The sequence below is a fragment of the Leifsonia sp. 10N434 genome (assembly GCF_056394405.1).
The window spans coordinates 66187-88473 of sequence record NZ_JBFTHV010000009.1; the positions used below are offsets into that span (position 1 = coordinate 66187).

The following is a 22287-nucleotide window of genomic DNA, read 5'->3' on the forward strand; positions in this document are numbered from 1 at the left end:
CGACATGGCACGGACGCGCATCGACAAACGGGTGACGATGAGACTCGTCTACATCGATTTCTGGTCGAGCCTCAAGCTGTCGTTCCTCGTCTCGCTCTGCGTCGCCGCCGTCACGATCCTGGTCGCGCTGCTCGGCTGGAGCGTCCTCGACAAGACCGGCATCATCACCTCGGCACGGGTGCTCTTCACCGACATCGGCGGAGACCGCGCCACGGACCTCTTCGCGGGCCTGACGTTTCAGGGTGTGCTGAGCTTCACCCTCGTCGTCGCACTGCTGGAGCTCATCGTCGTCACAGCCCTGGGGGCGGTGTTCGCCGCGCTGTTCAACCTCGCCTCGCGGGTGACGGGCGGCGCCAAAGTGAAGTTCGCCAACAAGGACTGAACCACGACCTGTCAACGCGTGACGCGGTGGCGTTCGAGCCCTTCGACGAGCAGTGTCACGCCGAAGGTGAACGACTGCGCCTGCTCGCCGCCGGCATCCAGAGCATCGGGCACCGCGCCGTCGGGCAGCACGCCCAGGCTGTCGTACTGCAAACGCTGCTGTTCGTGCGAGACGTGGCCGAGCACGAAATGCACGAGCGCGGTCGCGGCGCGACGGCTCGTCTCGGCGTCGAAGCCACCGGACTCGATCGCCGCCGTCAACCGCTCGCCCGGGCCGGATGCGCCGAGACCGAGGGCGAGTGTGCTCGAGACGACCTCGGCGCCGTCGCGATAGGCGAGGAGGCCGTCGCGCAGACTCTCCGCCTCGGAACGCGTACGAGCCGCCCAGTCCCGCTCGCCGGCCCGTGAGGCGTCATCCGACGCGTCACGCGGGGCGACGATCCGGTCGGCGAGTTCGGCGAGAAGCGACTGCTTGTTCGGGAAGTGCCAGTAGAGCGCGCTCGGCTGCACGTCGAGAGCGGCCGCCAGGCGGCGCATCGTCAGGTCGGGGAGCCCGTACTCATCGAGGATGCGCAGGGCCGTCTCGGCCACATCGTCGCGGGAGTGCCGCCCGCTTCTGCCTGCGCTTTCGTTCGCTGCCACACGCCCACTATAGTGAACGCTGTTCAGGTGAACGGTGTTCAGGTGAACAGCGTTCAGGAATCGCCCGGAGAAACAGGAGCCCGATGAACAGCCGCTTCCGCATCGACGCCACCGACATCGCGCGCATCGCGGTGTTCGCCGCCATCGTCGCCGTCCTCGGCCTCGGCGGTGGGTTTACCGTGCTCGGCGCCGTGCCGATCACCGCTCAGACGCTCGGCGTGATGCTGGCCGGGGCCGTGCTCGGGCCGTGGCGCGGTGCGCTGTCGATGCTGGTCTTCCTCGCACTGGTCGCACTCGGCCTCCCCCTGCTGTCCGGCGGCCGTGGCGGCATCGGCGTGTTCGCGGGGCCGTCGGCCGGCTACCTCGTGGGATGGGTGGTCGGCGCCTTCGTGATCGGTGCGATCGTCCACGCGCGCGGTCGCCGCCTCACCTGGGTGCGCACCAGCATCGGCGTGCTCGTCGGGGGCATCCTCACCATCTACGCGTTCGGCATCCCCGTGCAGGCGTTCGTGACCCGCCTCCCCCTCGCGGAGACCGCGCTGCAGAGCACCGTCTTCCTTCCGGGCGATCTGATCAAGGCGGTCATCGCGGTCGCGATCACGATGACCCTCGCCCGGGCCTACCCGCGCGCCTTCCGCTCGGCGACCGCCCGGACGGCGGCGCTGCCGGCGTCCGCGACCCCGGCAACCGCGAACTCGGCAACCGCGAATTCGGCGAGCGACTCCGTCGCGGACGCGCCCGATCACGCGGCGGACGGATCGCACACCCGGTGACGGCGCGCATCCGACCCGGCGAGATCGTCCCGCTGAGGGGCGACGCGGCGACGGTCATCGCAGCGGCCCTCGCCGTGCACGACCGGGGCGGCATCCCGCTGATCGGCGACGACCGCCGGCCCCGCGAGCAGTGGGCGCGCGTCGAGGAGCTGGCCGCCCGCGCCGGCGCTCGGCCGGGTCTGGGCTGGGCCGCACTCACCTCCGGCACGACAGGGACGCCGCGCATCGTCCTGCGCACCGCCGATTCGTGGGCATCGTCCTTCGCTGCGGTCGACGCCCTGCTCGACCGCCGGCCGGATGACGTGCTCTTCCTCCCCACACCCCCCGCGTCGTCGATGACGCTGTTCTCGATCGCGCATGCGCACGCCACAGCGCTGGCCGTCGTGCTCGGAGGCGGAGGCGCGGTCACGCCGGGGCCCGCACGCGACACGACGCTCTTCCACGGCACTCCGGGAGCGCTGCTGTCGGTGATCGAAGCGATCGAGTCCGGGTCGCCCTCGCGCCTCCGTTCCGCCCTCGTCGGCGGAAGCGACCTCGCTGCGTCGACGCGCGAGCGTGCCGAGCGCCTCGGCATCCGGGTCGTCGCGTACTACGGTGCCGCCGAGCTCTCCTTCGTCGCCGTCGACCGGGGCGACGGGCTCCGGCCCTTCCCCGGCGTCGAGGTGCAGGTACGCGATGACGTGCTCTGGGTGCGCTCGCCCTACGTCGCGGCCGGCTATCTCACCGACGGGCCGCAGACCGACGGTTCGGAGACCGACAGTCCGGTGACCGACGGACCGTTCCGCACCGACGATGACGGCTGGTGCACCGTCGGCGACCGCGCGGCGCTCGACGGCGACAGGATCACCCTGCTCGGACGCCGCGACGACGCCATCCTCACGGCGTCGGCGACCGTGATCCCCGGGGAGGTGGAGGCGGCCATCCGCTCTCTCCCGTGGGTCGGCGACGCCGTGGTGTTCGGGATGCCGAACGCGACGATCGGATCGCTGGTCGCCGCGGTCGTCGAGCCCGCCGCCGGTCGCGCGGTCCCCGCCCTGAGCACGGTGCGTGCACAGGCCGACGCGGTGCTCAGTCACACGCACCGGCCGCGCCGCTGGTTCGGGATGAGCGAACTCCCGCGCACCGCGTCGGGGAAGCCCGCCAGGGCGGCGATCGTCGCCCGGGTGCTGGCGGGGGAGGTGACGCCCCTTGGCGAGCTCGACCGCTGATCCCGTGATCGTCGCCGCGCGCCGCACGCCGATCGGCACGCGTGGACGAAGCCTGCGCTCCGTCACGGTGGAACAGCTGGCGGCGCCCGTCATCCGGGCCCTCGTCGACGACGGCGCCGACGCGCTCGGCGGGCGCCGGCCGGTCGCCGATGTCGTACTCGGCAACTGCATGGGTCCCGGAGGCAATCCCGCGCGGGTCGCCGCACTCGCGGCGGAGCTCGGCTCTGGCGTGCCAGGGATGACCGTCGACCGTCAATGCGGCAGCGGCCTGGCCGCCATCGTGGAGGCCGCGACCGCGATCCGGGCCGGCGACGAGCGGATGCGCGTCGCAGGCGGTGTCGAGAGCGCCTCGACGGCCCCCGTGCGCTCCATCGACGGCGTCGCCTACGAGCGCGCTCCGTTCGCGCCGCAGGGAACGCCGGATCCCGACATGACGCTGGCCGCCGACGACCTCGCCCGGGCGTTCGGGCTGAGCCGCGAGCGTCAGGACGCCTACACCGCCCGCAGCCACCGCCGCGCGCGGGTGGCGCTGGACCGCGGCGCCTTCGACGAGGAGCTCGTTCCGCTCGCGGCCCTCACCGCCGACGACGCGATCACGACCGTCGAACGCCTGCTCCCCCGCTTCCCTCCGCTGTTCGACGGCGGCAGCGTGACGGCCGGCAATTCCTGCCGCGTCAACGACGGGGCAGCCGCGGCGCTCATCGTTCCCGGGCGCGTCCGTGGGGACGCGCCCGGCCTCGCCCTGCGAGCCCACGCGACGGTCGGCTGCGACCCCGCGCTCCCCGGGCTCGGAGCCGCGCCCGCGATCGCCGCCGCACTCGATCGCTCGGGCCACCGGCTCGCCGACGTCGCCGCGTTCGAGATCGTCGAGGCGTTCGCCGCGCAACTGCTCGCCGTGCTGACCGAGCTCGGCCTCCCCGATACGGATGCCCGGGTCTGCGCCGACGGCGGAGCGCTCGCACTCGGGCATCCGTGGGGCGCGAGCGGTGCGGTCAGTGTCGTCAGACTATTCTCGCGGCTGGTGCGCGCCGGCGCCCCTGCCGGCACGGTGGGCGTCGCCGCCGCGTCGATCGGCGGCGGGATGGGCGTCGCCGCGGTCTTCGAGGTGGTGCGATGACCGCCATCGAGCTGCGCGACGTGACCGTACGACTGGGCGACCGGGTCGCCCTCGACCGGGTGAGCCTCAGCCTCGATCACCGGCGGATCGCCGTGATCGGCACCAACGGATCGGGCAAGTCGACCTTCGCCCGCCTCCTCGGCGGGCTGGTCACCACGGAGTCCGGATCGGCCTCGGTGCTGGGGATCGATCCCGCGCACCGGTCGACGGAGCTCCGCCGCCGGGTCGGCTTCGTCTTCAGCAACCCCGACGCCCAGATCATCATGCCGACGGTCGCCGAAGACGTGGCGTTCTCGCTCCGGGGCGAGCGCCTGCCCAAGGCGGAATCCGTCGCCCGGGTCGCCGCAGCCTTGGAGCGATTCGGGCTCGGGGCACTCGCCGACCAGGCCGCGCACGACCTCTCCGGCGGCCAGAAGCAACTGCTCGCGCTGTGCGCCGCCCTCATCCGGGAGCCGTCGCTGGTCATCGCCGACGAGCCGACCGCCTACCTCGACGCGCGCAACAGCCGCCAGATCGCCGATCACCTGCTGTCGGATGCGGGCCACGACCTCGTGCTCGTCACGCACGACCTCCGGATGGCCGCGCGCTGCGATGTCGCCGTGCTCTTCGACGCAGGCAGGGTGGTGGCCTCCGGGCAGCCGGATGCGGTGATCGAGCACTACGAGGCGCTGCTGTCATGCTGACCCTCTATCGTCCGGGCACCGGCTGGCTGCATCGCGCGCCCGCCGGTCCGAAGGCAGCCGTGCTGCTCGTGCTGGTGGTCGCGGTGACGCTGCTCCCGTCGACCCTGGCCGCGGCCTCCGTCGCCGCGCTGGTCACGACGGCGAGCTATCTGATCGGGGGGCTCGGCTGGCGCGTGCTCGGCCGGCAGGTGGTCTCCGTGCGCTGGGTGATCGTGATCACGCTCGGCGCTCAGCTCGTCTTCCTGACGCCGGAGGTGGCCGTGGCGAACAGCACGCGCGTGCTCGCCGCCATCCTGATCGCGGGTCTGCTGGTGCTGACGACCCGGGTCGCCGACCTGCTCGACGCCGTCGAACGCGGGCTGCGGCCGTTCGAGCGCATCGGGGTCGACGCCGAACGCGTCGCGCTGGTGCTCGCCGTCTCGATCACGACGATCCCCGTGCTGGCGCGGCTCGCGGCCGGCGTGCGGGAGGCCCAGAAGGCGCGCGGCGTGCGCGTCGGTGTCGCCGGCTTCGTGATCCCGTTCCTGGTCGTCTCCCTCAAGCACGCCGACGAGCTGGGCGAAGCCCTGACCGCTCGCGGCGTGCGCTGAACGGCGTGCGCTGAACGGGATACGGTGAACGGGATGCTCATCCACGGCCCCACGATCGACGACCAGACCCGCTGCGTGCACTACGGCGGGCCGCTCGACGTCATCGCGATCAAGTTCCGCTGCTGCGGCGACTACTACCCGTGCCACCTCTGCCACGCCGAGACGGCGGGGCATCCGGCCGAGCAGTGGCACCTCGACGAACGCGGCGAGCGGGCCGTGATCTGCGGCGTGTGCGACACCGAACTGACCATCGACGAGTACCTCGCCGTCGACGCCTGCCCGGCATGCGCCGCCGACTTCAACCCCGGCTGCCGGCTGCACACGCACCTCTACTTCGAGACCGCCTGACCGGAGCCCCCGGGGCCGGCCGCAGCCGTCGTCCAGACCCCGATGGAATAATGTGCGGATGGTCTCCGGCTCCGAGCATCCGCGCGTCACGCACTTCAACGACTGCGCCTTCGTGGGCCGCGCACTCGTCGGCGCCGCCGCGCGCGCCGGGCTGACGTGGAAGTACGTCGGCCCGGAAGCGGTCCGTCCCGCTGCCGGCTTCCGCGGCGGGTCGCACCTGCCGGGTGAGCTCCCCTACATCCTGCGTCACGAACGCGTCGCCCTGACGAGCGACGTGGTTCATGTGCACTACGCGACGTCTGTTCCGCTCCTCCAGAAGCCGTACATCCCGAAGCGCCCCTACGTGCTGCACCTGCACGGCACCGACATCCGGCGCCAGTGGAAGGCGCCGGAGACGCACGACCTCATCCAGCGGGCGATCGATGGCGCGAGCGCGGTCTACTACCCGAATCTCGACACCGCCGAGGCGGCGACGACCGCGCGGCCGGATGCCGTCCACATGCCGATCATCGTCGACACGGCCATCCTGCCCGCCTGGAGGCCGTCGTCGGAGTCCGGCAGCCCGACGGTGTTGTTCGTGTCGCGGTGGGATGACTCCAAAGGCGTCGAGAATCAGCTCGCGGTCGCGCACGCCCTCCGGGCCGCTCTGCCGCAGGATGCCCGCCTGCTCGGTCTCGACTGGGGCCCGGGAGCACCGGCCGCCGCCGAGGCCGGTGTCGAGCTGGTCCCGCGCCGTTCGCACGATCGCTTCCTCGACCTCATCGCCGGGGCCGATGTGGCCGTCGCGCAGTCGTCGGGAGTCCTGGCGACGAGCGAGCTGGAGGCGATGGCGATCGGTCCGGCGGTGCTGGTCCCGGTCCCGTCGATCGCTGACGACGGCGACCCGGCACCGGTGCTGACGGGAACGGTGGACGAGGTGGTCGAGCAGACGATGGACGTGCTCCGTGATCCACGTGCGGCATCCGTCGCCCTCGGCGGTCGTGCCTGGGTCGAGAAGAAGCACACCGGCGACCGCTGGGTCGCCGAGCTCGAGCGCGTGTACCGCGCGGCCGCTACGCGCTGACCCGGCGCGTACCGGCAGCACCCGGCGGACGCCGAGCCGGCGCATGGGAGAATTCTCCTGTGACCGCGCGCCCCTCCCTCCTGATCCTGTCGTTCTCGCCGATCCGTTCGGATCCACGCGTCCTCAAGCAGGTCCAGCTCTTCACGCCGCACTACGACGTGACCACCTGCGGCTACGGCGATGCCCCCGACGGCGTCGTCGAGCACATCGAGATCCCTCGCGAGGCGCGCGCCTGGGTCGACGACAAGGTCGGAATCGCCACCCGGCAGTACAAGCGCGCGTACTGGAACACGCAGGCGGTGAAGGACGCCGTCCCCAAGCTCGCCGGCCGCTCGTTCGACGGCGTGCTGGCCAACGACCTGAACGCCGTGCCCCTCGCGCTCTCGCTCGATGCGAAACACGGCGTGCACGGCGATCTCCACGAGTTCGCGCCGAAGGAGAAGGACGACGACCTCACCTGGCGGCTCACGGTCGCGCCCTACATGCGCTGGCTCTGCCGCACGTACCTCCCGCGGCTGCGTTCGATCACGACCGTGGCGCGCGGCATCGCCGACCGATACGAGTCCGACTACGGAGTGAAGGTCGGCGTGGTGACCAACGCGGCGCCGTACGCCGATCGCACCCCGCAGGAGGTGCATGCACCGATCCGTCTCATCCACTCTGCCGCCGGCCAGCGCTACCGCAAGCTCGAGAACTTCATCGAGCTGATGAAGGACGCACCGTCCAACGTGACGCTCGACATGATCGTCATGCCCAACGAGCCGGACTACGTCGCCGAGTTGAAAGAGCAGGGCCGCGGCGTTCCCGGGCTCACCTTCCGCGATCCCGTGCCGTACGACAGGCTGGTCGAGACGCTGGCGGAGTACGACGTCTCGATGACGTTCCTGCCGCCCACCAACTTCAATCTCGCGCATGCGCTGCCCAACAAGTTCTTCGAGGCCGTGCAGGCGCGTCTCGGCCTGATCATCGGGCCGTCGCCGGAGATGGCGTCCATCCTCGGCGAGTACGGACTCGGCGAGGTCGTGCCCGACTTCAGCGTCGCGTCACTGCGCACGGTCGTCGCTCAGCTGACGCCGGAGAAGGTCGCCGGGTGGAAGCAGGCAGCGGATCGCGCGGCCAAGGACCTCTCGGCCGAGGAGCAGCAGAGCGAGTGGGTGCGCGCCATCGCCGAACTGTTCGCGGCGCCCGCCACGGCCACCGGAACGGCCTGACGCGTCGCAGCGCCCGTCACCGAGACGGGCGGACCAGGGCCGATGCGATCATGAAGCGCGGCGGCCCCTCGACCGCCAGCATGCCGCGGATGCCACGCGTGACCAGGGTCGCCGGATGCCCGAACCGGCGTCGGGCGCGCAACGTCGCGGTGACCACCGAGACGTCGGCGCGCCCGTCCGCAATGGCATCGAGGGCCCGGCGGTCCGCGACCGAGAAGGGGCGCTCGAAGCCGGGGGCTTCGCGCTCGAGCAGCTGGACGAGGTCGGCCGCGAACGTCTGATCATCGCCGTCCCACTCGCCGGAGGCGATGCGCGCGAGCACGGCCGCGAACACGTGGATGCGCACGATCTTGATCGCCAGCGCCCTCCGCGAGGGCAGCGGCAGGGCCGAGAACCACGGGTCGGCGAGCAGCTCGTCGACGAAGGCGAACTCCACCCGCAGGGGCCGGGACGTCATGCTCACGCGGGTCTCCGCGTCCGCGCCCACAACGTAGGCCGGAGCCCCGCCGGCGTACCGCACGACACCGTCGAACCAGAGCTTGGCGCTGAAACTCTGGTCTTCGCCCGTACGCAGCCCCGCGGGGAAGCGCAGACCGAGGCGTTGCACGGCCTCCGTCCGGATCAGCCCGAGCGGAGCGGTGCGGTACGCGAGACGGTCCTTCACCGCGTCCAGGTCCCCTCGACGGAACGGCCTCTTCGGCGGCGTGCGCACGGTTGCGCCGTTCGCGTGCTTCTGCGGCGGGATCACCGCATCCGCTCGGCCGCCGTCGGTGTGCTTCTCCCACGCGACGAGCGCACCCGGCTCGAGCACGTCGTCCGATCCCATGATGGCGACGTAGGGCGCGGTCGCGGCGGCGATGCCGGCCGCGAACGGACCGGCAGCGCTCGGGATGCCGTCGCGGAGCTCGAGGAAGCGCACGTCTCGCGCGAGCTCCTCCGGCACGACCGCCCGGATCTCCGCCTGATCGATGTTGTGGCACACGACCGTGATGCGCAGCTCGGCGCCGCCGCGCACGTCGAGTCCCGATTCGGTCAGCGAGCGGATGGCCCGGGCGACCGGTCGTCGCGCGTCGTGCACGGCGATGACCGCATCGATTCGAGGTGTCGTCACCACGACGCTCCGGCGTTCAGTCGATCATGCCGGCGAGCTCGGCCTGCCGGGCGAAATCGGGAACGGCCGCGACGAGTTCGTCGAACGTGCCGCTGGCCGCGACGCGACCGTCGGCCATGTAGTAGATCTGATCGGCGTGTCGGATGGTGGAGAGCCGGTGCGCCACGAGGATGACGGTCACCTTGCCGTGCAGTTCGCGGATGGCTGTCGCCACGGCCGCTTCGGTCGCACTGTCGAGCGCACTGGTCGCCTCGTCCATCACCAGGACGAACGGGTCGGCGTACAGCGCCCTGGCGATGCCGAGGCGCTGGCGCTGGCCGCCGGAGAGGGCGAGCCCGCGCTCGCCGATCGGGCCGTCGAGCCCGCCGGCGCGCGACTCGATGGTCTCCCACAGCTGCGCCTGCTCCAGCGAGGCCTTCGCACGGTCGCGGTCGACGTCCTGCGACCAGGTGAGCGCGACGTTCTGCCCCACTGTCGCGTCGAACAGGGAGACATCCTGAGGCACGTAGCCGACCCGGGAGTGCCACGCCGACGCGACGTGGCGCAGCGGGGTCCCGTCGATCGCGATGGTGCCCGACGTGGGATCGACGAGGCCGAGGATCAGGTCGACCAGGGTGGATTTGCCGGCGCCCGACGAACCGACGAACGCGACGGTGGAACCGAACGGGATGGTCAGCGACACATTGTCGAGGGCGAGGGGTGCATCGGCCGAATAGCGGAAGCTGACGTCGTCGAGCACCAGCGTGGTCGGATGCTCGGGCAGGTGCCCGGAATCGAGACCGTTCTGCGCCGCCTTGCCCTGAGCCTCCATGACGCGGATGTCGTCGATCACGTTGCGAGCGTGGGGCAGGTTGGCAGACGTGCCGGCCACGACGGCCTGGAATCGGGTTATCGACGGCGCCATGCGGAAACCGGCGAGGCTGAAGATCGAGACCGCCGTCACGGCAGCGGTCATGCTGCCGCCGCCGGTGAGGAAGCCGACCACGCCCACCAGCACGAAGCCGCCGATGAGGGCCGTCTCGAGGATGTAGCGCGGCACGTTGTTGAGGAACTGGATGTTCGCACGAGCACGCGACGTGCGCACGCGGTTGGCGTGCACCACCTCCTGCACCTCGGCCGACTTGTTGCGCAGGGTCACCTCTTTGAGCGCCCCGATCACCTCGGTGAGCAGACGGGAGACCGTGTAGGAGTAGTCGCGGTTGACGCGCCCGGCGATCTGCGACTGGCGCGAGATCCAGAAGTAGAGCACGAGACCGACGAGCCCGAGGTAGACGAGCGCGGTGATCGCGATCGCGGGCTGCGAGATCATCAGCACCAGCAGCACGACGACGAAGGTCGCTGCCTCGCCGATCAGCGAGAACGCGGGGAGCAGAACGCCCGCGATGGTGTTCGCGATTCCCCAGTCGGCGAGCCGGACGACATCGGAGGAGTTGCGCTTGAGTCGCTCGACCCAGGGAGCCGCCAGGTACGCGGCCAGCAGGCGGTCGCCGATCTCCAGTTCGTACGAGGCGAAGCGACGGGTCGCCGAGAACTGCAGCAGCGAGGCGAGCACGCCCTTGAGGATGACGACGAAACAGATCAGGACGAGCAGCCAGATCAGGCTCGACGTCGAGATGGTGCCGACGACCGGGAGGGTCAGCGGCTGATTGGAGATGAGCGGCGTCATCACCACGGCCAGCAGGCCCAGCGAGAAGGCGTCGAGCACCGAGAGCAGCCCGAGCAGCCACGAGTACATCTTCAGGTAGCGGCGCCCGGACGGCGGGAGAAGCGGGAGCAGGTCGCGCAGCGTGCGAATCAGAGCCTTCACGACGCGCGTCGCCTGTCCGGAGCCGCGCTGCCGTCCAACTCGATGATCAAAGGTCGTCTGTGCACCAGAACAAACTACACACTCCGCCTGAGCGAGCGCCCACCGGAACCGACGCCCACGGCCGGGTGGGCGGGCGACGGTGCTGTCTCAGCCACGGGGGCCGCTGCCGCCGACGACCTCCGCCCGCGGAAACGTCCAGCCGCCCTCGAGCACGGCGCGATGCGGGCGGTACATCCGCACCACGTAATTCCAGCCTGGTGTGATCGGCAGCTGGTTGGGGGCGTCGCCGGGCTCACCGCCGAACTGCACCGTGATCGTGCCGTCGTCGTTGCGCACAGCGGTGAGGTTGTTGATCGAGTACGCGTGCTGCTCGTTGCGCTCGAAGTAGCCGTCCGCGTTGTAGACGCTGATCGACCAGAAGCCGTGCACCGGCACATCCCCCACCGTCAGCCGGTATGGAGTGCTGCCGTCGGCCTGCTCCGGGAACACGGACATGTAGCGCGCGTCCCGCGGCGGATTTCCTCCCCAGCCGCCGGCCGTCCCGATCAGGTGCCGGAGCGGGTTCACCTCGACCCTGGTGCCGAACGACGCACCCGGTAGATAAGCGAGCGCTGGACTCATCCGCCGGAGGGTGTCGCGCACGATGCCGAGCGATGCCTGATCCCAGTTCGGCGCCTCCAGGGGCGCGCCGACGACGGGGGTGTCGATCCGGATGGCGTCCTGCAGCGCGTGCACGGCGGCCACGTCGTCGGCGTTCTCCGGGTCGACGAGGGTGCGCACCACGATGCCCGCGTATCGCGTTCCGATGAGTTCGCGCGTGAAGGTGTGCGGTCCGGCGCCGTAGACGCACCCGGTGGTGTAGTGGTCCTGGCTGAGAGGCATCAGCGACAGGAAGCGTCCGTCCGAGTCCGGCAGGTGCACGGTGACCGGACCCGCCTCCACGTCGACCACCCCCGACGAGTAGAGCGTGTCGCGGTTCATCCGCACGACGGACTGCTCCTCCACCCGCGTCGGCACGCGTGCGTGGTGCAGCACCCCCACCCCCGACCGCCCTGCGGCCTTGCGGAAGTACGTGTCGCTCTCGGCCCGGACGAAGTTGTCGACCGTGACCGCCACGGACGTCTCCGACCCCGTGCTCATGCGATGACTGTAGACCCGGGCGGGCATCCGGGGCCAGAGTGGGTGCAGGGGGATCAGCGCGGGCGGGCGAGAGGATCCAGCCATGAAGATCGCCATCATCGGCACCGGACGGGTCGGCCGCACCCTCGCCGCCGGATTCGCGACGGCCGGCCACGAGGTCGTGCTCGGCTCGCGCGATCCGGACGACCGCGGCGACGCGCCCGCGCCCATCCTGTCGGCCGCGGACGCCGTGGCCGGCGCCGACATCGTGGTCGACGCGATCCCCGGCAACGTCGCCGTGCCGAACCTCCGCGAGCTGGGCAGGTCCGCCCTCGACGGCACGATCCTGATCGATGTCGGCAACGCCCTCGACGAGCGCTACGGCCTGGTGTATCCGAACGCGAGCCTCGGTGCCGCCCTCCAGGCGGAGTTCCGGCACACCCGGGTCGTGAAGACACTGAACACCGTGAGCGCTCCCCTGATGACGCGGCCGAAGGACCTGCCGCCCACCACCGTCTTCCTCTCGGGCGACGACGCCGAGGCGAAGGCGATCGTGGGCGGCCTGCTCGGCGACCTCGGCTGGAGCGCCGAGAACCGCATCGACCTGGGCGGCATCGACACCGCCCATGGACCGGAGCTCTACGTCTTCCTCTCGATGGAGATCATGCGCGCGGTCGGAACGCCGCTGTACGGGATCTCCGTGGTGAGCGGCCCGCGTCCGGTGACCTGACCGCGCGCTGCGCCTGCGCATCGGCTCAGATCCAGGTGCCGAACCGGCGGATGTACCGGGTCTTGAGCAGCTGGGTGAGCAGGCAGTAGGCGGCGAGCGTCGCGAGCAGCCAGGGGAAGTAGGTCCACGGCAGCGCGACGAGCCCGAGCCCGGCGCCCCAGCCGGTGAACGGAAGCACGAGGCCGAAAACGCAGACCGCTCCGGTGGCCAGCAGCACCGGCAGACTCGCCCGCGACTGGAGGAGCGGGAGGCGCCGGGTGCGCAGCATGTGCACGACGAGCGTCTGCGAGATGATCGACTCGATGAACCAGCCCGACTGGAACAGTGCGGCATGCTCGGGGCTGTTCGCCGCGAACACGAACCACATCAGCGCGTAGGTCGTGATGTCGAAGATCGACGAGATCGGCCCGATCCGGATCATGAAGCTCGACAGGCTCTTCGACTCCCACCGGCGCGGGTCCTTCAGCTCGTCCTCGTCAACGTCGTCCCACGGGAGGGTGAGCATCGACAGGTCGTAGGCGAGGTTCTGCACCAGCACGACCAGCGGGATCATCGGGATGAACGGGAGCAGGGCACTGGCGATGAGCACCGAGAACATGTTGCCGAAGTTCGACGACGCGGTCATCGAGATGTACTTCATGGTGTTCACGAAGGTTCGACGGCCCTCGACCGCTCCGCCCTCGAGCACGGTGAGGTCCTTCTCGAGCAGGATGATGTCGGCGGACTCCTTGGCGATGTCCACCGCGGTGTCCACGGAGATGCCCACGTCGGCGACCCGGAGCGCCGGAGCGTCGTTGATGCCGTCGCCGAGGAAGCCGACCGTGTGGCCGTTGGCCCGCATCGCTTCGACGATGCGGGCCTTCTGGGTGGGATTCACCTTGGCGAAGACCGCGGTGTCGTCGGCGAGCGCGCCCAGCTCATCGAGCGTCAGGTCGTCGAGCTCGCTGCCGAGCACGATGCGGCCGGCATCGATGCCCACCTCACGGCACACCGTCGCCGCGACCTGCGGATTGTCCCCGGTGATCACCGTGACCGCCGTGCCGTGCCGGCGCAGGCTGGCGATCGCTGCACCGGCCGACGCTTTGGGCGGGTCGAGGAAGGCGAGGAAGCCCACCAACGTCATCCGCTCCTCGTGCTCGCGGGTGTACTCGTAGTGCTCCTCGTCCTCGTCGGGGACGACCGAGCGGATCGCAACGGCGAGCACGCGCATCCCGAGCTCGTTCTGCTCGGCGACGAGCGCGTCGAGGGCGGCCAGGCGGTCCTCCGTGAGGTCGAGTTCCTCGCCGTCCGCGAGTTCCGAGGTGCACTGCGCGAGCACTTCTTCGACGGCGCCCTTGGTGATGATGAGGTGGGAGAAGCCGTCGTCGACGACCACGGACATCCGACGCCGCTCGAAGTCGAAGGGCATCTCGTCGACCAGCGTGTACTCCCGGCGCACGCGGTCGAGCTCGTGCGGGCCGGCGGCGGCCACGATCGCCGAGTCGAGCAGGTTGCGCAGCCCGGTCTGGAAGTGCGCGTTCGCCGTGGCGTAGCCGAGCGTCGTCTCGCTCGAGCGTCCGGCGACGTCGAGGTGCCGCTCGAGCGCGATCCGGTCTTCGGTGAGCGTGCCGGTCTTGTCGGTGGCGAGCACATCCATTGCGCCCAGGTTCTGGATGCTGTTGAGCCGCTTGACGATCACCTTGCGCGCTGCCAGGTACTTCGCGCCCTTCGCGAGGTTGGCCGTGACGATCAGCGGGAGCATCTCCGGGGTCAGGCCCACCGCGGTCGTAACTCCGAAGAGGAAGGCGCTGGTCCAGTCCTTGGTGAGCCCGTTGATGACGAACACCACCGGGACCATCACGAGCATGAACCGGATGAGCGTGAAGCTCACCTTTTTGATGCCGACGTCGAAGGCGGTCTCCGGCCGGGCGCCGACGATGGCCGACGACATGCTGCCGAAGTAGCTGAGACGGCCCGTCGCGACGACGACAGCGGTCCCGGAGCCCGACACGACGGAGGTGCCGAAGAACCCGAGGTTCGGTGCGTCGAGCAGCTCGGACGCGTTCACGTCGGGGACCGCGTCGATCGACTTCTCGGCCGGAAGCGATTCACCCGTCAGCATCCCCTGGTTCACCTGCAGGTCTTTCGCGCGGACGAAGCGCACGTCGGCCGGCACCATGTCGCCCGCGGCGAGCTCGACGATGTCACCACGAACCACCTCGTCGATCGGGAGCTCGCGGGTGACCGAGGTCCCGTCGACCCGGCGCGTGACCGCGACCGTCGTGCGAACGAGCGCCGTGAGCTGCTCGGCCGCCCTCGACGAGCGGTACTCCTGCCAGAAGCGCAGGGTGGCGCTCACCAGCACCATGACGCCCACGGTGACGACACCCGTGACGTCGGGGCCGCCCTCCGGATCGGCGAACACCACGTCGGTGACCACCATCACCACCACGAGGAACAGCAGGATCAGGATGAACGGGTTCACGAAGGCGCGGAGGAACTGCACGATCGCCGGCGCCGGCCTGTCGTGGGCGACCTCGTTCCTCCCGTAGCGGGCACGGCGGGTCTGCACGGAGTGCTCGTCCAGCCCGGTGAGCGCGGTCGACATCGCGGCGATGGCCGCCGCGGGCGGCATGGTCGCAGACTCGACGAGCAGCGTCGATGGCGTCAGCCGGTCGGAATCGGTCCGGAAGGTACGGAAGGTGCGGAAGGTACGCATGAGATGTCCCGTTCGTTCGGGCGCGACGACCACCCCGCCGGCGGGGCCGGCGAGGAGAGTGCGCGTCGCGACAGGTGAAGGTGTTCTGCAGCGCTGGACGAACGGAGTCCGCCACTTCCACGTAAGAGCTTCGACACTGCACGACGTGTCCCACCATCGAACGGGTGGGAAGCCACTTTGGGTGACCCCTTAATCCGGGGAGACCTGTCCTAACCTTGGGCGTCTCTCGACGTCGTCAGATCAGTGGCCTGTGTTCGTGCAGGAGCCTCGCCTAACGAAGTGCTGCATCCCGACGCTAACAACGCGTGGTGGGCGCAGGCCGGTGCGCGACGAGCACGTAGCCGCGAGCCACGAATCTAAGTGTGGCGGCAGCGCGCGTAGTGCGTGCGAGAATGCTGCGGTGCGAGCAGGCGAATTGGATGTCGTGAGCGGTCCCGAGCTGGAGTACCGCGCGGCCGTCCCGACGCTCGGCATCCGTGAGACCGTCCCGTTCCGCACGATGCTCTCCAACCGGGACCGCCTGCTCGCGGAACTGATCGCCTGGCTCGACGAGCACGGTGTCGAGCCGACGGGCCCCTTCTTCCTCCGCCTCCACGTGGTGAATATGGCCGATCAGATGCAGATCGAGGTCGGTGTCGCGGGTGAGTCAGACGACGCGGACGACCGGGTCCAGGCCGGGGCGATCCCGGCCGGCAGTTATGCCGTGCTGGCCTACCGCGCGAAGTCCATGGCGGCGAACCGCCTCCTGCACGCCTGGATTCAGGAGCAGGGCCTCGAACTGGACACGCAGCCGCACCCCGGTGGGGAAGCCTTCGCCTCCCGGTGCGAGATCTACCTGACGGACCCCCGCACGGAACCGCGCAAGACGCGCTGGGTCGTCGAACTCGCGTTCCTCACTCGCTCGTAGCCACCTAGCCGTGCGCGATGGACGAGGCTAGCATTCAGCCACAGAGCGAAACGGACATCCCCATGACCGACAGCACGCCATCGACCCCAGCCCCCACCGTCTCCGTCGGAACCGCCGAGCCGACCGGTGCGGCGAACGGTGTCGTCACCCCCGCGCCCCCGCCCCTCGTCCCGGTCGCCTCTGCTCCGGTGGTCACCTTGTCGGCCGCCGCGGTTCCGGTCGCCCCACAGACCGTGACCAATGTCTACGTCACGACCTCGCCGGTGGTGCCGCAACCCCTCGCACCGCTCCCCCGCAAGCACGCGCGCATCGCGTACGCGCTGATGCTGCCCTCCTTCATCGGGATGTGCGGTCTGCAGCACTTCTACCTGGGAAAGGTCGGGCAGGGCGTGCTCTGGCTCTTCACGTTCGGACTGTTCGGGTTCGGCACCGTGCTCGACGCGTTCACCCTCAACTCGCAGACCAAGACGATCAACGCGCGGCGCGCCCTCGGCATCCGCTGACGGCGCGTCACGCGGTCACGCCGGCCGAGGGCTCACTGGCGCTCGCGCTTTCGCTCTCGCGCAGGGCGGCCTCCACCGCCTTCTTGACGCGCTCGTCCTCGCGCGCCGCACTGCGCCGACGACGCGCGCGAAGCAGGAACACGGTGCCGACCACAGCCGCGGCGACGAGCAGCACGAGCACCAGCAACGCCCACGGGATGGCGACCGTTCCGCCGCTCGACCGCACACCGTCCAGCCCGGGAGTCACCCCCGACACGGCGGGCAGCTGCGGGTTCAGCGTCGTCGTCGCGGACAGCCAGAACGCCGGGACGACGCCGGAGACCGGCACCGACACCGTCCACGATTCGCCCGGCAGCAACTCGGGCACGGGGGCCACCCCCTCCACCTCCACCGGGAACCAGCCGAACGGCCCGGTCAGCGCGACGGTCTGACCGGCGGCCAGCCGCACGTTCCCCGTGTTGTGCACCGTGTACGCGATGGTCGCCGCTCCGGTGCCGAAGGGGTTGAACGTCCCCGTGTAGTCGACGTGCAGCTTCTCGACGGCCACGCTCGGGGCCAGCGCACCGCCGACCCGCACGTGCATCCGGATGCCGAGGCGACGATCGACGCTGATGCCGTTCTCCTGCGACGTGTGGGGCAGCGAGGTGAGGATGCCTCCGGCGTAGTCGCCGGGTGTCGCGGTGCTGGGGACCGTCACGGTGAACGGCACCTGGACGGTCTTTCCGGCGGCGACGGTGAGCGTCCCGCCGCGAAGCGCCGTCCAAGCGCCGACGGCCACCGACTTCTTGTCGGGCGTGAGCAGGTCCAGCTGTCCGCTGGAGGTGGTGAAGCCATCGGCCGCGTAGACCTCGAGCTTCAGCGGCGCCGCGTCATGGTTGCTGATGACCAGGGCATCGCTCACTGTCGCGCCGGGCTTGATCGTGTACGCGAAGTTCTGACGGTCGGTGCCGTTGGCGTTCGACGCCGTTCTGACTCCCCAGGTGACATCGTCGGCGGCCGAGGCCGTGCCCGCCGGGCCGGCAGTGATGAGACCAGCGGAGAGGAGGAGTGCGGCGAGTGCAGCGGGGAGGAGCCGGGTGGCCGCCGATACGAAGCGGGAGGTACGAGCGTTCATGAGTCCTCGAAGGAAGAGGGGCGGAAGATCAGCTGAAGAGGGTTGGTGATCGGAGTGGGCGCAGGATCGCGCCCACTCCGACCGGTGGAGCGGATGACTAGCTCAGTGCGGTGAGCGTGAGCGTCGCCTGGTACGTGCCGTCGGTGACGTCGACCGGGAGGTTCAGGTCGAGCGCGGCGCCGAGCTTGGCCGAGCCGCGGGCGTGACCGTTGGCCGCGTCGCCGAGCGTCGACGAGACGGACAGACCCTCGCCACCCGAGAACCCGGACTGCACACGGTCACCGGCGACGGCGTCGCCGCCGGCCTCGGTCACCGCGGGCGTCCAGCCGAGGTACTTGCCCGAGAACGACTTCGCACCCGAGGTGAAGTCGCCGACCTGCGCAGAGACGGACCACTGCGGGCCCGACGCGCGGGTGTCGGTGACGCGGATCGGGTTGATCGAGCCGACCGCGGCGTAGTGGTCGCCGGCTTCGACGGCCTTGCCGAGGTCGACGAGACCGTTGGTGCCGTCGATGTTCCAGACGAACTCGCCCGGAGCAGCCTCGGGAACCGTGACCTGCAGCGCCTGCGAGTTCGTGTCCGGCTTCGCCTCGCGGGTCAGGGTGACCTGGTCGACGATGCTGTTCACGGGCTTATCGGTGCCGTTCGCCTGGCTGCGCAGCGTCTTGATCGTGATCGCGTTGCCGGTGATGTCGACCGCGCTGTAGTTGCGCACCTTCTCCTGGTTCTGCACCGAGAGCCACCAGAAGCCCTTGTTCTGCAGGTCGTAGTACTTGGAGCCCGACGACGAGTTCGCGGTCACGTACAGCACTCCGCCCGGACCGGCGACGACCGAGTCCGCACCGGCGGCCTCATCCGGATTCGCCTTCTCACCGTTGTGGATGAGGTAGCTGCGCGCGTAGCTGTGGTCGTGACCCTGCAGCACGAGGTCGATCCCGAGGTTCGAGATCGCGGTCGGCAGGGTGCTGCGGCGATCGAGCACGTCCGCGTCCGTGGCGTGCGGACCGGGCGAGTAGATCGAGTGGTGGAAGGCGAGGACCTTCCACTTGGCCTCGTCGCCGTGCTCGGCGACGACCTGGTTCATCCAGGCGATGTGCGACGCGTCGCGGCTGTTCGAGTTGATGTCGAGGAACAGCACATCCTTGTAGATGAACCAGTAGTCACCGCCGGAGCCGGTTCCCGTGCCCGCGCCCGCGGTGCGGTCGACGTTCGGGGTGTTGAAGTGCTGCTCGTACGCCTTGGAGCCCACGTCGTGGTTTCCGTTGGTCGCGACGAACGGGATCTGGCGCAGGGCATCCGACGCCAGGAAGGCCTCGTACTGCGGCTCGCTGGTCGCCGTCTCCACCTGGTCACCGGCCGAGAACAGCAGCTCGGCGTTCGGGTAGGCCGAGGTCGCGACGTTCAGCGTGTCCACCCATCCGGCCGAGTCGTTCGCCACGTTGCCCGACGAACCGATCTGCGGGTCGCCGAAGAACAGGAAGTTGAAGTCGCCGGTGAACTTCTGCGTGCGGAACGAGTAGGTCGCCGACCAGTCGCCGACGCTGCCGACGCGGTAGACGTAGGCGGTGGCCTCCTTCAGCCCCGTGACGGTGGCGAAGCGGTTGTACTCGTTGCTGGTGGTGAGGCCGCCGGTCGCCGAGATGGTCTTGGCCTGCTCGGGGAAGGCCCCGTCGACCACATCGGAGGCCAGAGCGACCTGCACGACCTGAGCCGTGTCGGTCGCCGAGTACCAGGAGAAGTTGCGCTGCGACTCGGTCGCACCGACGCCGAGCACGATGTCGGTCTGGTTGGTGGACGCGGCGAAGGCGGCCGGTGCGGAGAGCAGGCTTGCGCCGAGAGCGACCGTCAAGCAGACGGCAGCCGCGGCGAGCCGGGGTGTTTTCCGGCGATGCGCAGGCGTTGCGGCCTGCGGTGCGTCGTGAAGCGACATGGGTGATCCAGTGCCTTTCATAGTGGAGGGATCCGCGGGTTCGCGGGGTGCACGCCTCACGGTGGCGGGAGTCGGTGAATCCTGTATGAATTCACAGAGTTCAGAGGGTGGCCGTCGAGAGAACCACTCGAACGGGGGGTCCGCCCCTCCGCCTGGCGGCTACTCGATCCCGAGCACGCGCTGCACGAACCACACCAGGGCGATCACGGTGACGGCGGCCGCGACGGCGATCCCGACCCACAGCCCGGTGCGCGGTGCGCGGCGGCGCAGCACGATGAGCAGCGGGAAGACGACCGCGATGATCCCGAGCTGCACAGCCTCGATCCCCACGTTGAACACGAGCAGTGACCAGAGCAGCGTCCACGACCACGCCTCGTCGATGCCGAGGGCGCTCGCGAAGCCCAGCCCGTGCACGAGGCCGAACAGGAAGACGACAGCGAGGCGGAGCCAGTCGGCCTTGTCCATCCCCCGCGACGGCGCGAGGTCGGCGACGGTCGGGATGCCGGACGACCGCCGCTTCCAGACGCCCCACAGGTACCAGGCCGCGACCACGGCGATGGAGAGCGCGATGATCGGCTCCACGATCGCTGCCGGCACCGTGACGACGCCGAGCGCGGCGAGCAGGAACGTCACCGAGTGCGCCACGGTGAAGGTCGTCGCGGCGAGTACGACGTCGCGGAGCCGCCGCGATCCGATGATCAGGGCGAGCAGGAACAGGATGTGGTCGATGCCGCTCAGCAGGTGCTCGGCGCCGAGCAGGAAGAACTCGCCGAAGCGCTCGCCGGCGCTCTGCCCGGTGGAGAACGACGGATGCTGGGCATCCAGCGCCGCACTGCCCGACCGGCCGTCGAGGTCGTACGTCACGATCGTCTTGGTGTCTTTGACGTAGTCCTCCGCATCGGGGAACAGCGCGCTCGCGATCTCGTGGGCTCCGTGACCACCGGATGCCGCAGCGCAGGTGAACTCGAGGGTCAGCTGCGCGTAGGGCACGCCGTCGCGCTGGTGCACGGGGATGTCTCCGACCTGCCGGGGACGGCAGGCGGACCCCCCGGCTGCAACAGTGAAACGCTCGGTGACGTACGCCGTCACCGTGGCGGCGTGGGCGTTCATCGCCGTCGCCTCCTCGCCCGTCTCGAAGAGCCTGGTGCCGTCGTCGAACAGCGCCTGGTCGTGCTGCTTCTCGGCCGCCGAGACGACGAGCAGGTCGTATTCGAGCTCGAGGTGCGTACGCACGGTGCCGTCGGCGGGAGCGGTGATGTCGGCGTAGACCGTCGAGCTGAAACCGTGCGCCTGCGCCGCAGCGGCCGGCAGCAGGATCCCGATGGTGCTGGCGACGGCGGCGATGATCAGGGCGACGGTGGTGCGCGGCTCCCGCACGAAGGGGCGGCGCGGCCGCTGCAGGGCGCGGCGCGGCCGCTGGTTCGTATGACTCACCCGCACACGGTGTCCGAGCCGGGTTAACGCGATGCGGCGCGCGCGCGAACGTGAGGAAACGTACAGAAACGCAGTAGTCCCGCGGATGCTCGCCGAGCCGGAGTGTTCGCCTGTCGTTCACCTGCACGGAAGCCCGGCGACATCGCCGTGCCGCGACGCTGCGGCACGGTCGGAGAACCACATCCATCCCCGGCCACCGAGAGATCCATCCCGTGACCCGCACGCCCGCCTCGTCCTTCCTCTCGTCCGCGCTCACCGTCGCCGCCGCGGGAGCGCTCGTCGCCGCGATGGCCGGATGCGTCGCCACGGCTCCGGAACCTGCTTCGTCCTCGACGGCGCAGGGCGGCATCCGACCGCTCGGCGACGGATTCCTCGGCAGCGTCACGACACCGACGCCCGAGGCCACGGTGAATCCGGAACCCGGTTCGTGGGCGGGGGTCGTGCCGCCCGCCGGCTACCGCGTCGCACTCATCACGGCCGGTGCGGACGCGGCCACGAGGACGCTGGCGACCGCGGTCACGACCTGGGCCGAGCGCGAGGGCGTCGCGCTGACCGTGCTGACGGCCTCGACGGATGACGAGGTGGAGCAGCGCATCGACGAGGCCGTGGGGATGGCGCCCGACCTGGTCGTCGGAGCCGGCTCCCGCATCGTCGACGTCTTCACGCTGCTCACCGGGCAGCACCTTCAGCAGCAGTTCCTGATCATCGGAGCCGAGCTCCCGGAACCGACCGGGAACACGACCGCGGTCGTCTGGAAGGGCGCGAGCTTCCGCGGCACCGGACTGAGCACCGCTGACGAACTGGATCCGGATGCCGTCACTCCGGCTCGCGCCCGTGACGCGATCACCGCGGGGGTCGCGAGCGTGCTGCACGACCTGACCGGGATCGTGCTGCGCCTGCCGTCCTGACCGGATGGCT

21 protein-coding genes and 1 riboswitch are annotated in these 22287 nt (G+C 70.1%); of the genes, 13 read left to right on the forward strand and 8 right to left on the reverse strand.

All coding sequences use genetic code 11. The features are described 5' to 3' along the window. Positions 1-4 precede the first annotated feature (4 nt). Positions 5-382: a DUF3566 domain-containing protein gene (locus AC1DB1_RS18560; protein ID WP_477201866.1), complete on the forward strand. Its 378-nt coding sequence runs from the start codon at positions 5-7 to the stop codon at positions 380-382. A gap of 11 nt (positions 383-393) precedes the next feature. Here the strand turns inward: AC1DB1_RS18560 and AC1DB1_RS18565 are convergent, their stop codons facing one another. Then, positions 394-1023 (reverse strand): TetR/AcrR family transcriptional regulator C-terminal domain-containing protein, encoded by a 630-nt coding sequence (locus AC1DB1_RS18565; RefSeq protein WP_477201867.1) that lies wholly within the window; start codon positions 1021-1023, stop codon positions 394-396. Between the two features lie 83 nt (positions 1024-1106). Between AC1DB1_RS18565 and AC1DB1_RS18570 the strand changes: the two genes are divergently transcribed. Genes AC1DB1_RS18570 through AC1DB1_RS18605 form a run of 8 tightly spaced genes read left to right on the forward strand, consistent with a single transcriptional unit; the run spans position 1107 to position 8016 of the window. Further along, positions 1107-1796, forward strand: a complete 690-nt coding sequence (locus AC1DB1_RS18570) for a biotin transporter BioY (protein ID WP_477201868.1) — start codon at positions 1107-1109, stop codon at positions 1794-1796. Further along, positions 1793-3004 carry a class I adenylate-forming enzyme family protein gene (locus tag AC1DB1_RS18575; RefSeq protein WP_477201869.1) on the forward strand — a complete coding sequence of 404 codons (1212 nt, stop codon included), beginning with the start codon at positions 1793-1795 and terminating at the stop codon, positions 3002-3004. The genes AC1DB1_RS18570 and AC1DB1_RS18575 overlap by 4 nt, the downstream gene beginning before the upstream one ends. Continuing rightward, positions 2985-4121, forward strand: a complete 1137-nt coding sequence (locus AC1DB1_RS18580) for a thiolase family protein (RefSeq protein WP_477201870.1) — start codon at positions 2985-2987, stop codon at positions 4119-4121. Before AC1DB1_RS18575 ends, AC1DB1_RS18580 begins: the two co-directional genes overlap by 20 nt. Further along, on the forward strand, positions 4118-4804 hold the full coding sequence (locus AC1DB1_RS18585; RefSeq protein ID WP_477201871.1) for an energy-coupling factor ABC transporter ATP-binding protein: 687 nt from the start codon (positions 4118-4120) through the stop codon (positions 4802-4804). Before AC1DB1_RS18580 ends, AC1DB1_RS18585 begins: the two co-directional genes overlap by 4 nt. Next, positions 4798-5394, forward strand: a complete 597-nt coding sequence (locus AC1DB1_RS18590; RefSeq protein WP_477201872.1) for an energy-coupling factor transporter transmembrane component T family protein — start codon at positions 4798-4800, stop codon at positions 5392-5394. The genes AC1DB1_RS18585 and AC1DB1_RS18590 overlap by 7 nt, the downstream gene beginning before the upstream one ends. Before the next feature lie 33 nt (positions 5395-5427). Beyond that, entirely contained in the window at positions 5428-5742 is a 315-nt protein-coding gene (locus AC1DB1_RS18595) for a CHY zinc finger protein (protein WP_271175929.1), read from the forward strand. Between the two features lie 58 nt (positions 5743-5800). After that, positions 5801-6805 (forward strand): glycosyltransferase family protein, encoded by a 1005-nt coding sequence (locus tag AC1DB1_RS18600; protein ID WP_477201873.1) that lies wholly within the window; start codon positions 5801-5803, stop codon positions 6803-6805. 59 nt (positions 6806-6864) lie between these two features. Beyond that, positions 6865-8016, forward strand: coding sequence for a glycosyltransferase family protein (locus tag AC1DB1_RS18605; protein ID WP_271175931.1), 1152 nt, complete (start codon positions 6865-6867; stop codon positions 8014-8016). Between the two features lie 16 nt (positions 8017-8032). On the opposite strand, the gene AC1DB1_RS18610 is transcribed toward AC1DB1_RS18605, so the two are convergent. From AC1DB1_RS18610 to AC1DB1_RS18620, 3 genes are all read right to left on the reverse strand, one after another. Further along, on the reverse strand, positions 8033-9127 hold the full coding sequence (locus tag AC1DB1_RS18610) for a glycosyltransferase (RefSeq protein WP_477201874.1): 1095 nt from the start codon (positions 9125-9127) through the stop codon (positions 8033-8035). Between the two features lie 16 nt (positions 9128-9143). Beyond that, on the reverse strand, positions 9144-10934 hold the full coding sequence (locus tag AC1DB1_RS18615) for an ABC transporter ATP-binding protein (protein ID WP_271175933.1): 1791 nt from the start codon (positions 10932-10934) through the stop codon (positions 9144-9146). 147 nt (positions 10935-11081) lie between these two features. Then, positions 11082-12074, reverse strand: coding sequence for a DUF1214 domain-containing protein (locus tag AC1DB1_RS18620; protein WP_477201875.1), 993 nt, complete (start codon positions 12072-12074; stop codon positions 11082-11084). Positions 12075-12156: 82 nt separating this feature from the next. Here AC1DB1_RS18620 and AC1DB1_RS18625 point away from each other — a divergent pair, with 82 nt between their 5' ends. Beyond that, a complete protein-coding gene (locus AC1DB1_RS18625; RefSeq protein ID WP_477201876.1) occupies positions 12157-12783 on the forward strand; it encodes an NADPH-dependent F420 reductase in 627 nt (208 codons plus the stop codon). Positions 12784-12808: 25 nt separating this feature from the next. Here the strand turns inward: AC1DB1_RS18625 and mgtA are convergent, their stop codons facing one another. After that, positions 12809-15481 carry a magnesium-translocating P-type ATPase gene (mgtA, locus tag AC1DB1_RS18630; protein WP_477201877.1) on the reverse strand — a complete coding sequence of 891 codons (2673 nt, stop codon included), beginning with the start codon at positions 15479-15481 and terminating at the stop codon, positions 12809-12811. Between the two features lie 108 nt (positions 15482-15589). Beyond that, a riboswitch (M-box (ykoK) riboswitch) is annotated at positions 15590-15767 on the reverse strand. A gap of 114 nt (positions 15768-15881) precedes the next feature. Between mgtA and AC1DB1_RS18635 the strand changes: the two genes are divergently transcribed. Beyond that, on the forward strand, positions 15882-16388 hold the full coding sequence (locus AC1DB1_RS18635) for a GyrI-like domain-containing protein (protein ID WP_477201878.1): 507 nt from the start codon (positions 15882-15884) through the stop codon (positions 16386-16388). Positions 16389-16450: 62 nt separating this feature from the next. Continuing rightward, the gene (locus AC1DB1_RS18640) at positions 16451-16891 is read left to right on the forward strand and encodes a TM2 domain-containing protein (protein ID WP_477201879.1); all 441 of its coding nucleotides are present in this window, start codon (positions 16451-16453) and stop codon (positions 16889-16891) included. Positions 16892-16898: 7 nt separating this feature from the next. On the opposite strand, the gene AC1DB1_RS18645 is transcribed toward AC1DB1_RS18640, so the two are convergent. The 3 genes from AC1DB1_RS18645 to AC1DB1_RS18655 form a co-directional block, all read right to left on the reverse strand. Beyond that, positions 16899-18005: a DUF916 domain-containing protein gene (locus AC1DB1_RS18645; protein WP_477201880.1), complete on the reverse strand. Its 1107-nt coding sequence runs from the start codon at positions 18003-18005 to the stop codon at positions 16899-16901. 97 nt (positions 18006-18102) lie between these two features. Next, positions 18103-19935: a purple acid phosphatase family protein gene (locus AC1DB1_RS18650; RefSeq protein ID WP_477201881.1), complete on the reverse strand. Its 1833-nt coding sequence runs from the start codon at positions 19933-19935 to the stop codon at positions 18103-18105. A 159-nt stretch (positions 19936-20094) separates the two neighbouring features. Then, entirely contained in the window at positions 20095-21369 is a 1275-nt protein-coding gene (locus AC1DB1_RS18655; RefSeq protein ID WP_477201882.1) for a HupE/UreJ family protein, read from the reverse strand. Positions 21370-21581: 212 nt separating this feature from the next. Here AC1DB1_RS18655 and AC1DB1_RS18660 point away from each other — a divergent pair, with 212 nt between their 5' ends. Beyond that, complete coding sequence (locus AC1DB1_RS18660; RefSeq protein WP_477201883.1) at positions 21582-22277, forward strand: BMP family ABC transporter substrate-binding protein; 696 nt, start codon at positions 21582-21584, stop codon at positions 22275-22277. The last annotated feature ends 10 nt before the right edge of the window (positions 22278-22287 follow it).

What these genes read in the sequence shown, in the direction of transcription:
- AC1DB1_RS18560 (WP_477201866.1), top strand. Translation starts at nt 5, where the DNA reads ATGGCACGGACGCGCATCGACAAACGGGTGACGATGAGACTCGTCTAC.
- AC1DB1_RS18570 (WP_477201868.1), top strand. Translation starts at nt 1,107, where the DNA reads ATGAACAGCCGCTTCCGCATCGACGCCACCGACATCGCGCGCATCGCG.
- AC1DB1_RS18585 (WP_477201871.1), top strand. Translation starts at nt 4,118, where the DNA reads ATGACCGCCATCGAGCTGCGCGACGTGACCGTACGACTGGGCGACCGG.
- AC1DB1_RS18590 (WP_477201872.1), top strand. Translation starts at nt 4,798, where the DNA reads ATGCTGACCCTCTATCGTCCGGGCACCGGCTGGCTGCATCGCGCGCCC.
- AC1DB1_RS18595 (WP_271175929.1), top strand. Translation starts at nt 5,428, where the DNA reads ATGCTCATCCACGGCCCCACGATCGACGACCAGACCCGCTGCGTGCAC.
- AC1DB1_RS18600 (WP_477201873.1), top strand. Translation starts at nt 5,801, where the DNA reads ATGGTCTCCGGCTCCGAGCATCCGCGCGTCACGCACTTCAACGACTGC.
- AC1DB1_RS18620 (WP_477201875.1), bottom strand. Translation starts at nt 12,074, where the DNA reads ATGAGCACGGGGTCGGAGACGTCCGTGGCGGTCACGGTCGACAACTTC.
- AC1DB1_RS18625 (WP_477201876.1), top strand. Translation starts at nt 12,157, where the DNA reads ATGAAGATCGCCATCATCGGCACCGGACGGGTCGGCCGCACCCTCGCC.
- mgtA (WP_477201877.1), bottom strand. Translation starts at nt 15,481, where the DNA reads ATGCGTACCTTCCGCACCTTCCGTACCTTCCGGACCGATTCCGACCGG.
- AC1DB1_RS18640 (WP_477201879.1), top strand. Translation starts at nt 16,451, where the DNA reads ATGACCGACAGCACGCCATCGACCCCAGCCCCCACCGTCTCCGTCGGA.
- AC1DB1_RS18645 (WP_477201880.1), bottom strand. Translation starts at nt 18,005, where the DNA reads ATGAACGCTCGTACCTCCCGCTTCGTATCGGCGGCCACCCGGCTCCTC.
- AC1DB1_RS18650 (WP_477201881.1), bottom strand. Translation starts at nt 19,935, where the DNA reads ATGTCGCTTCACGACGCACCGCAGGCCGCAACGCCTGCGCATCGCCGG.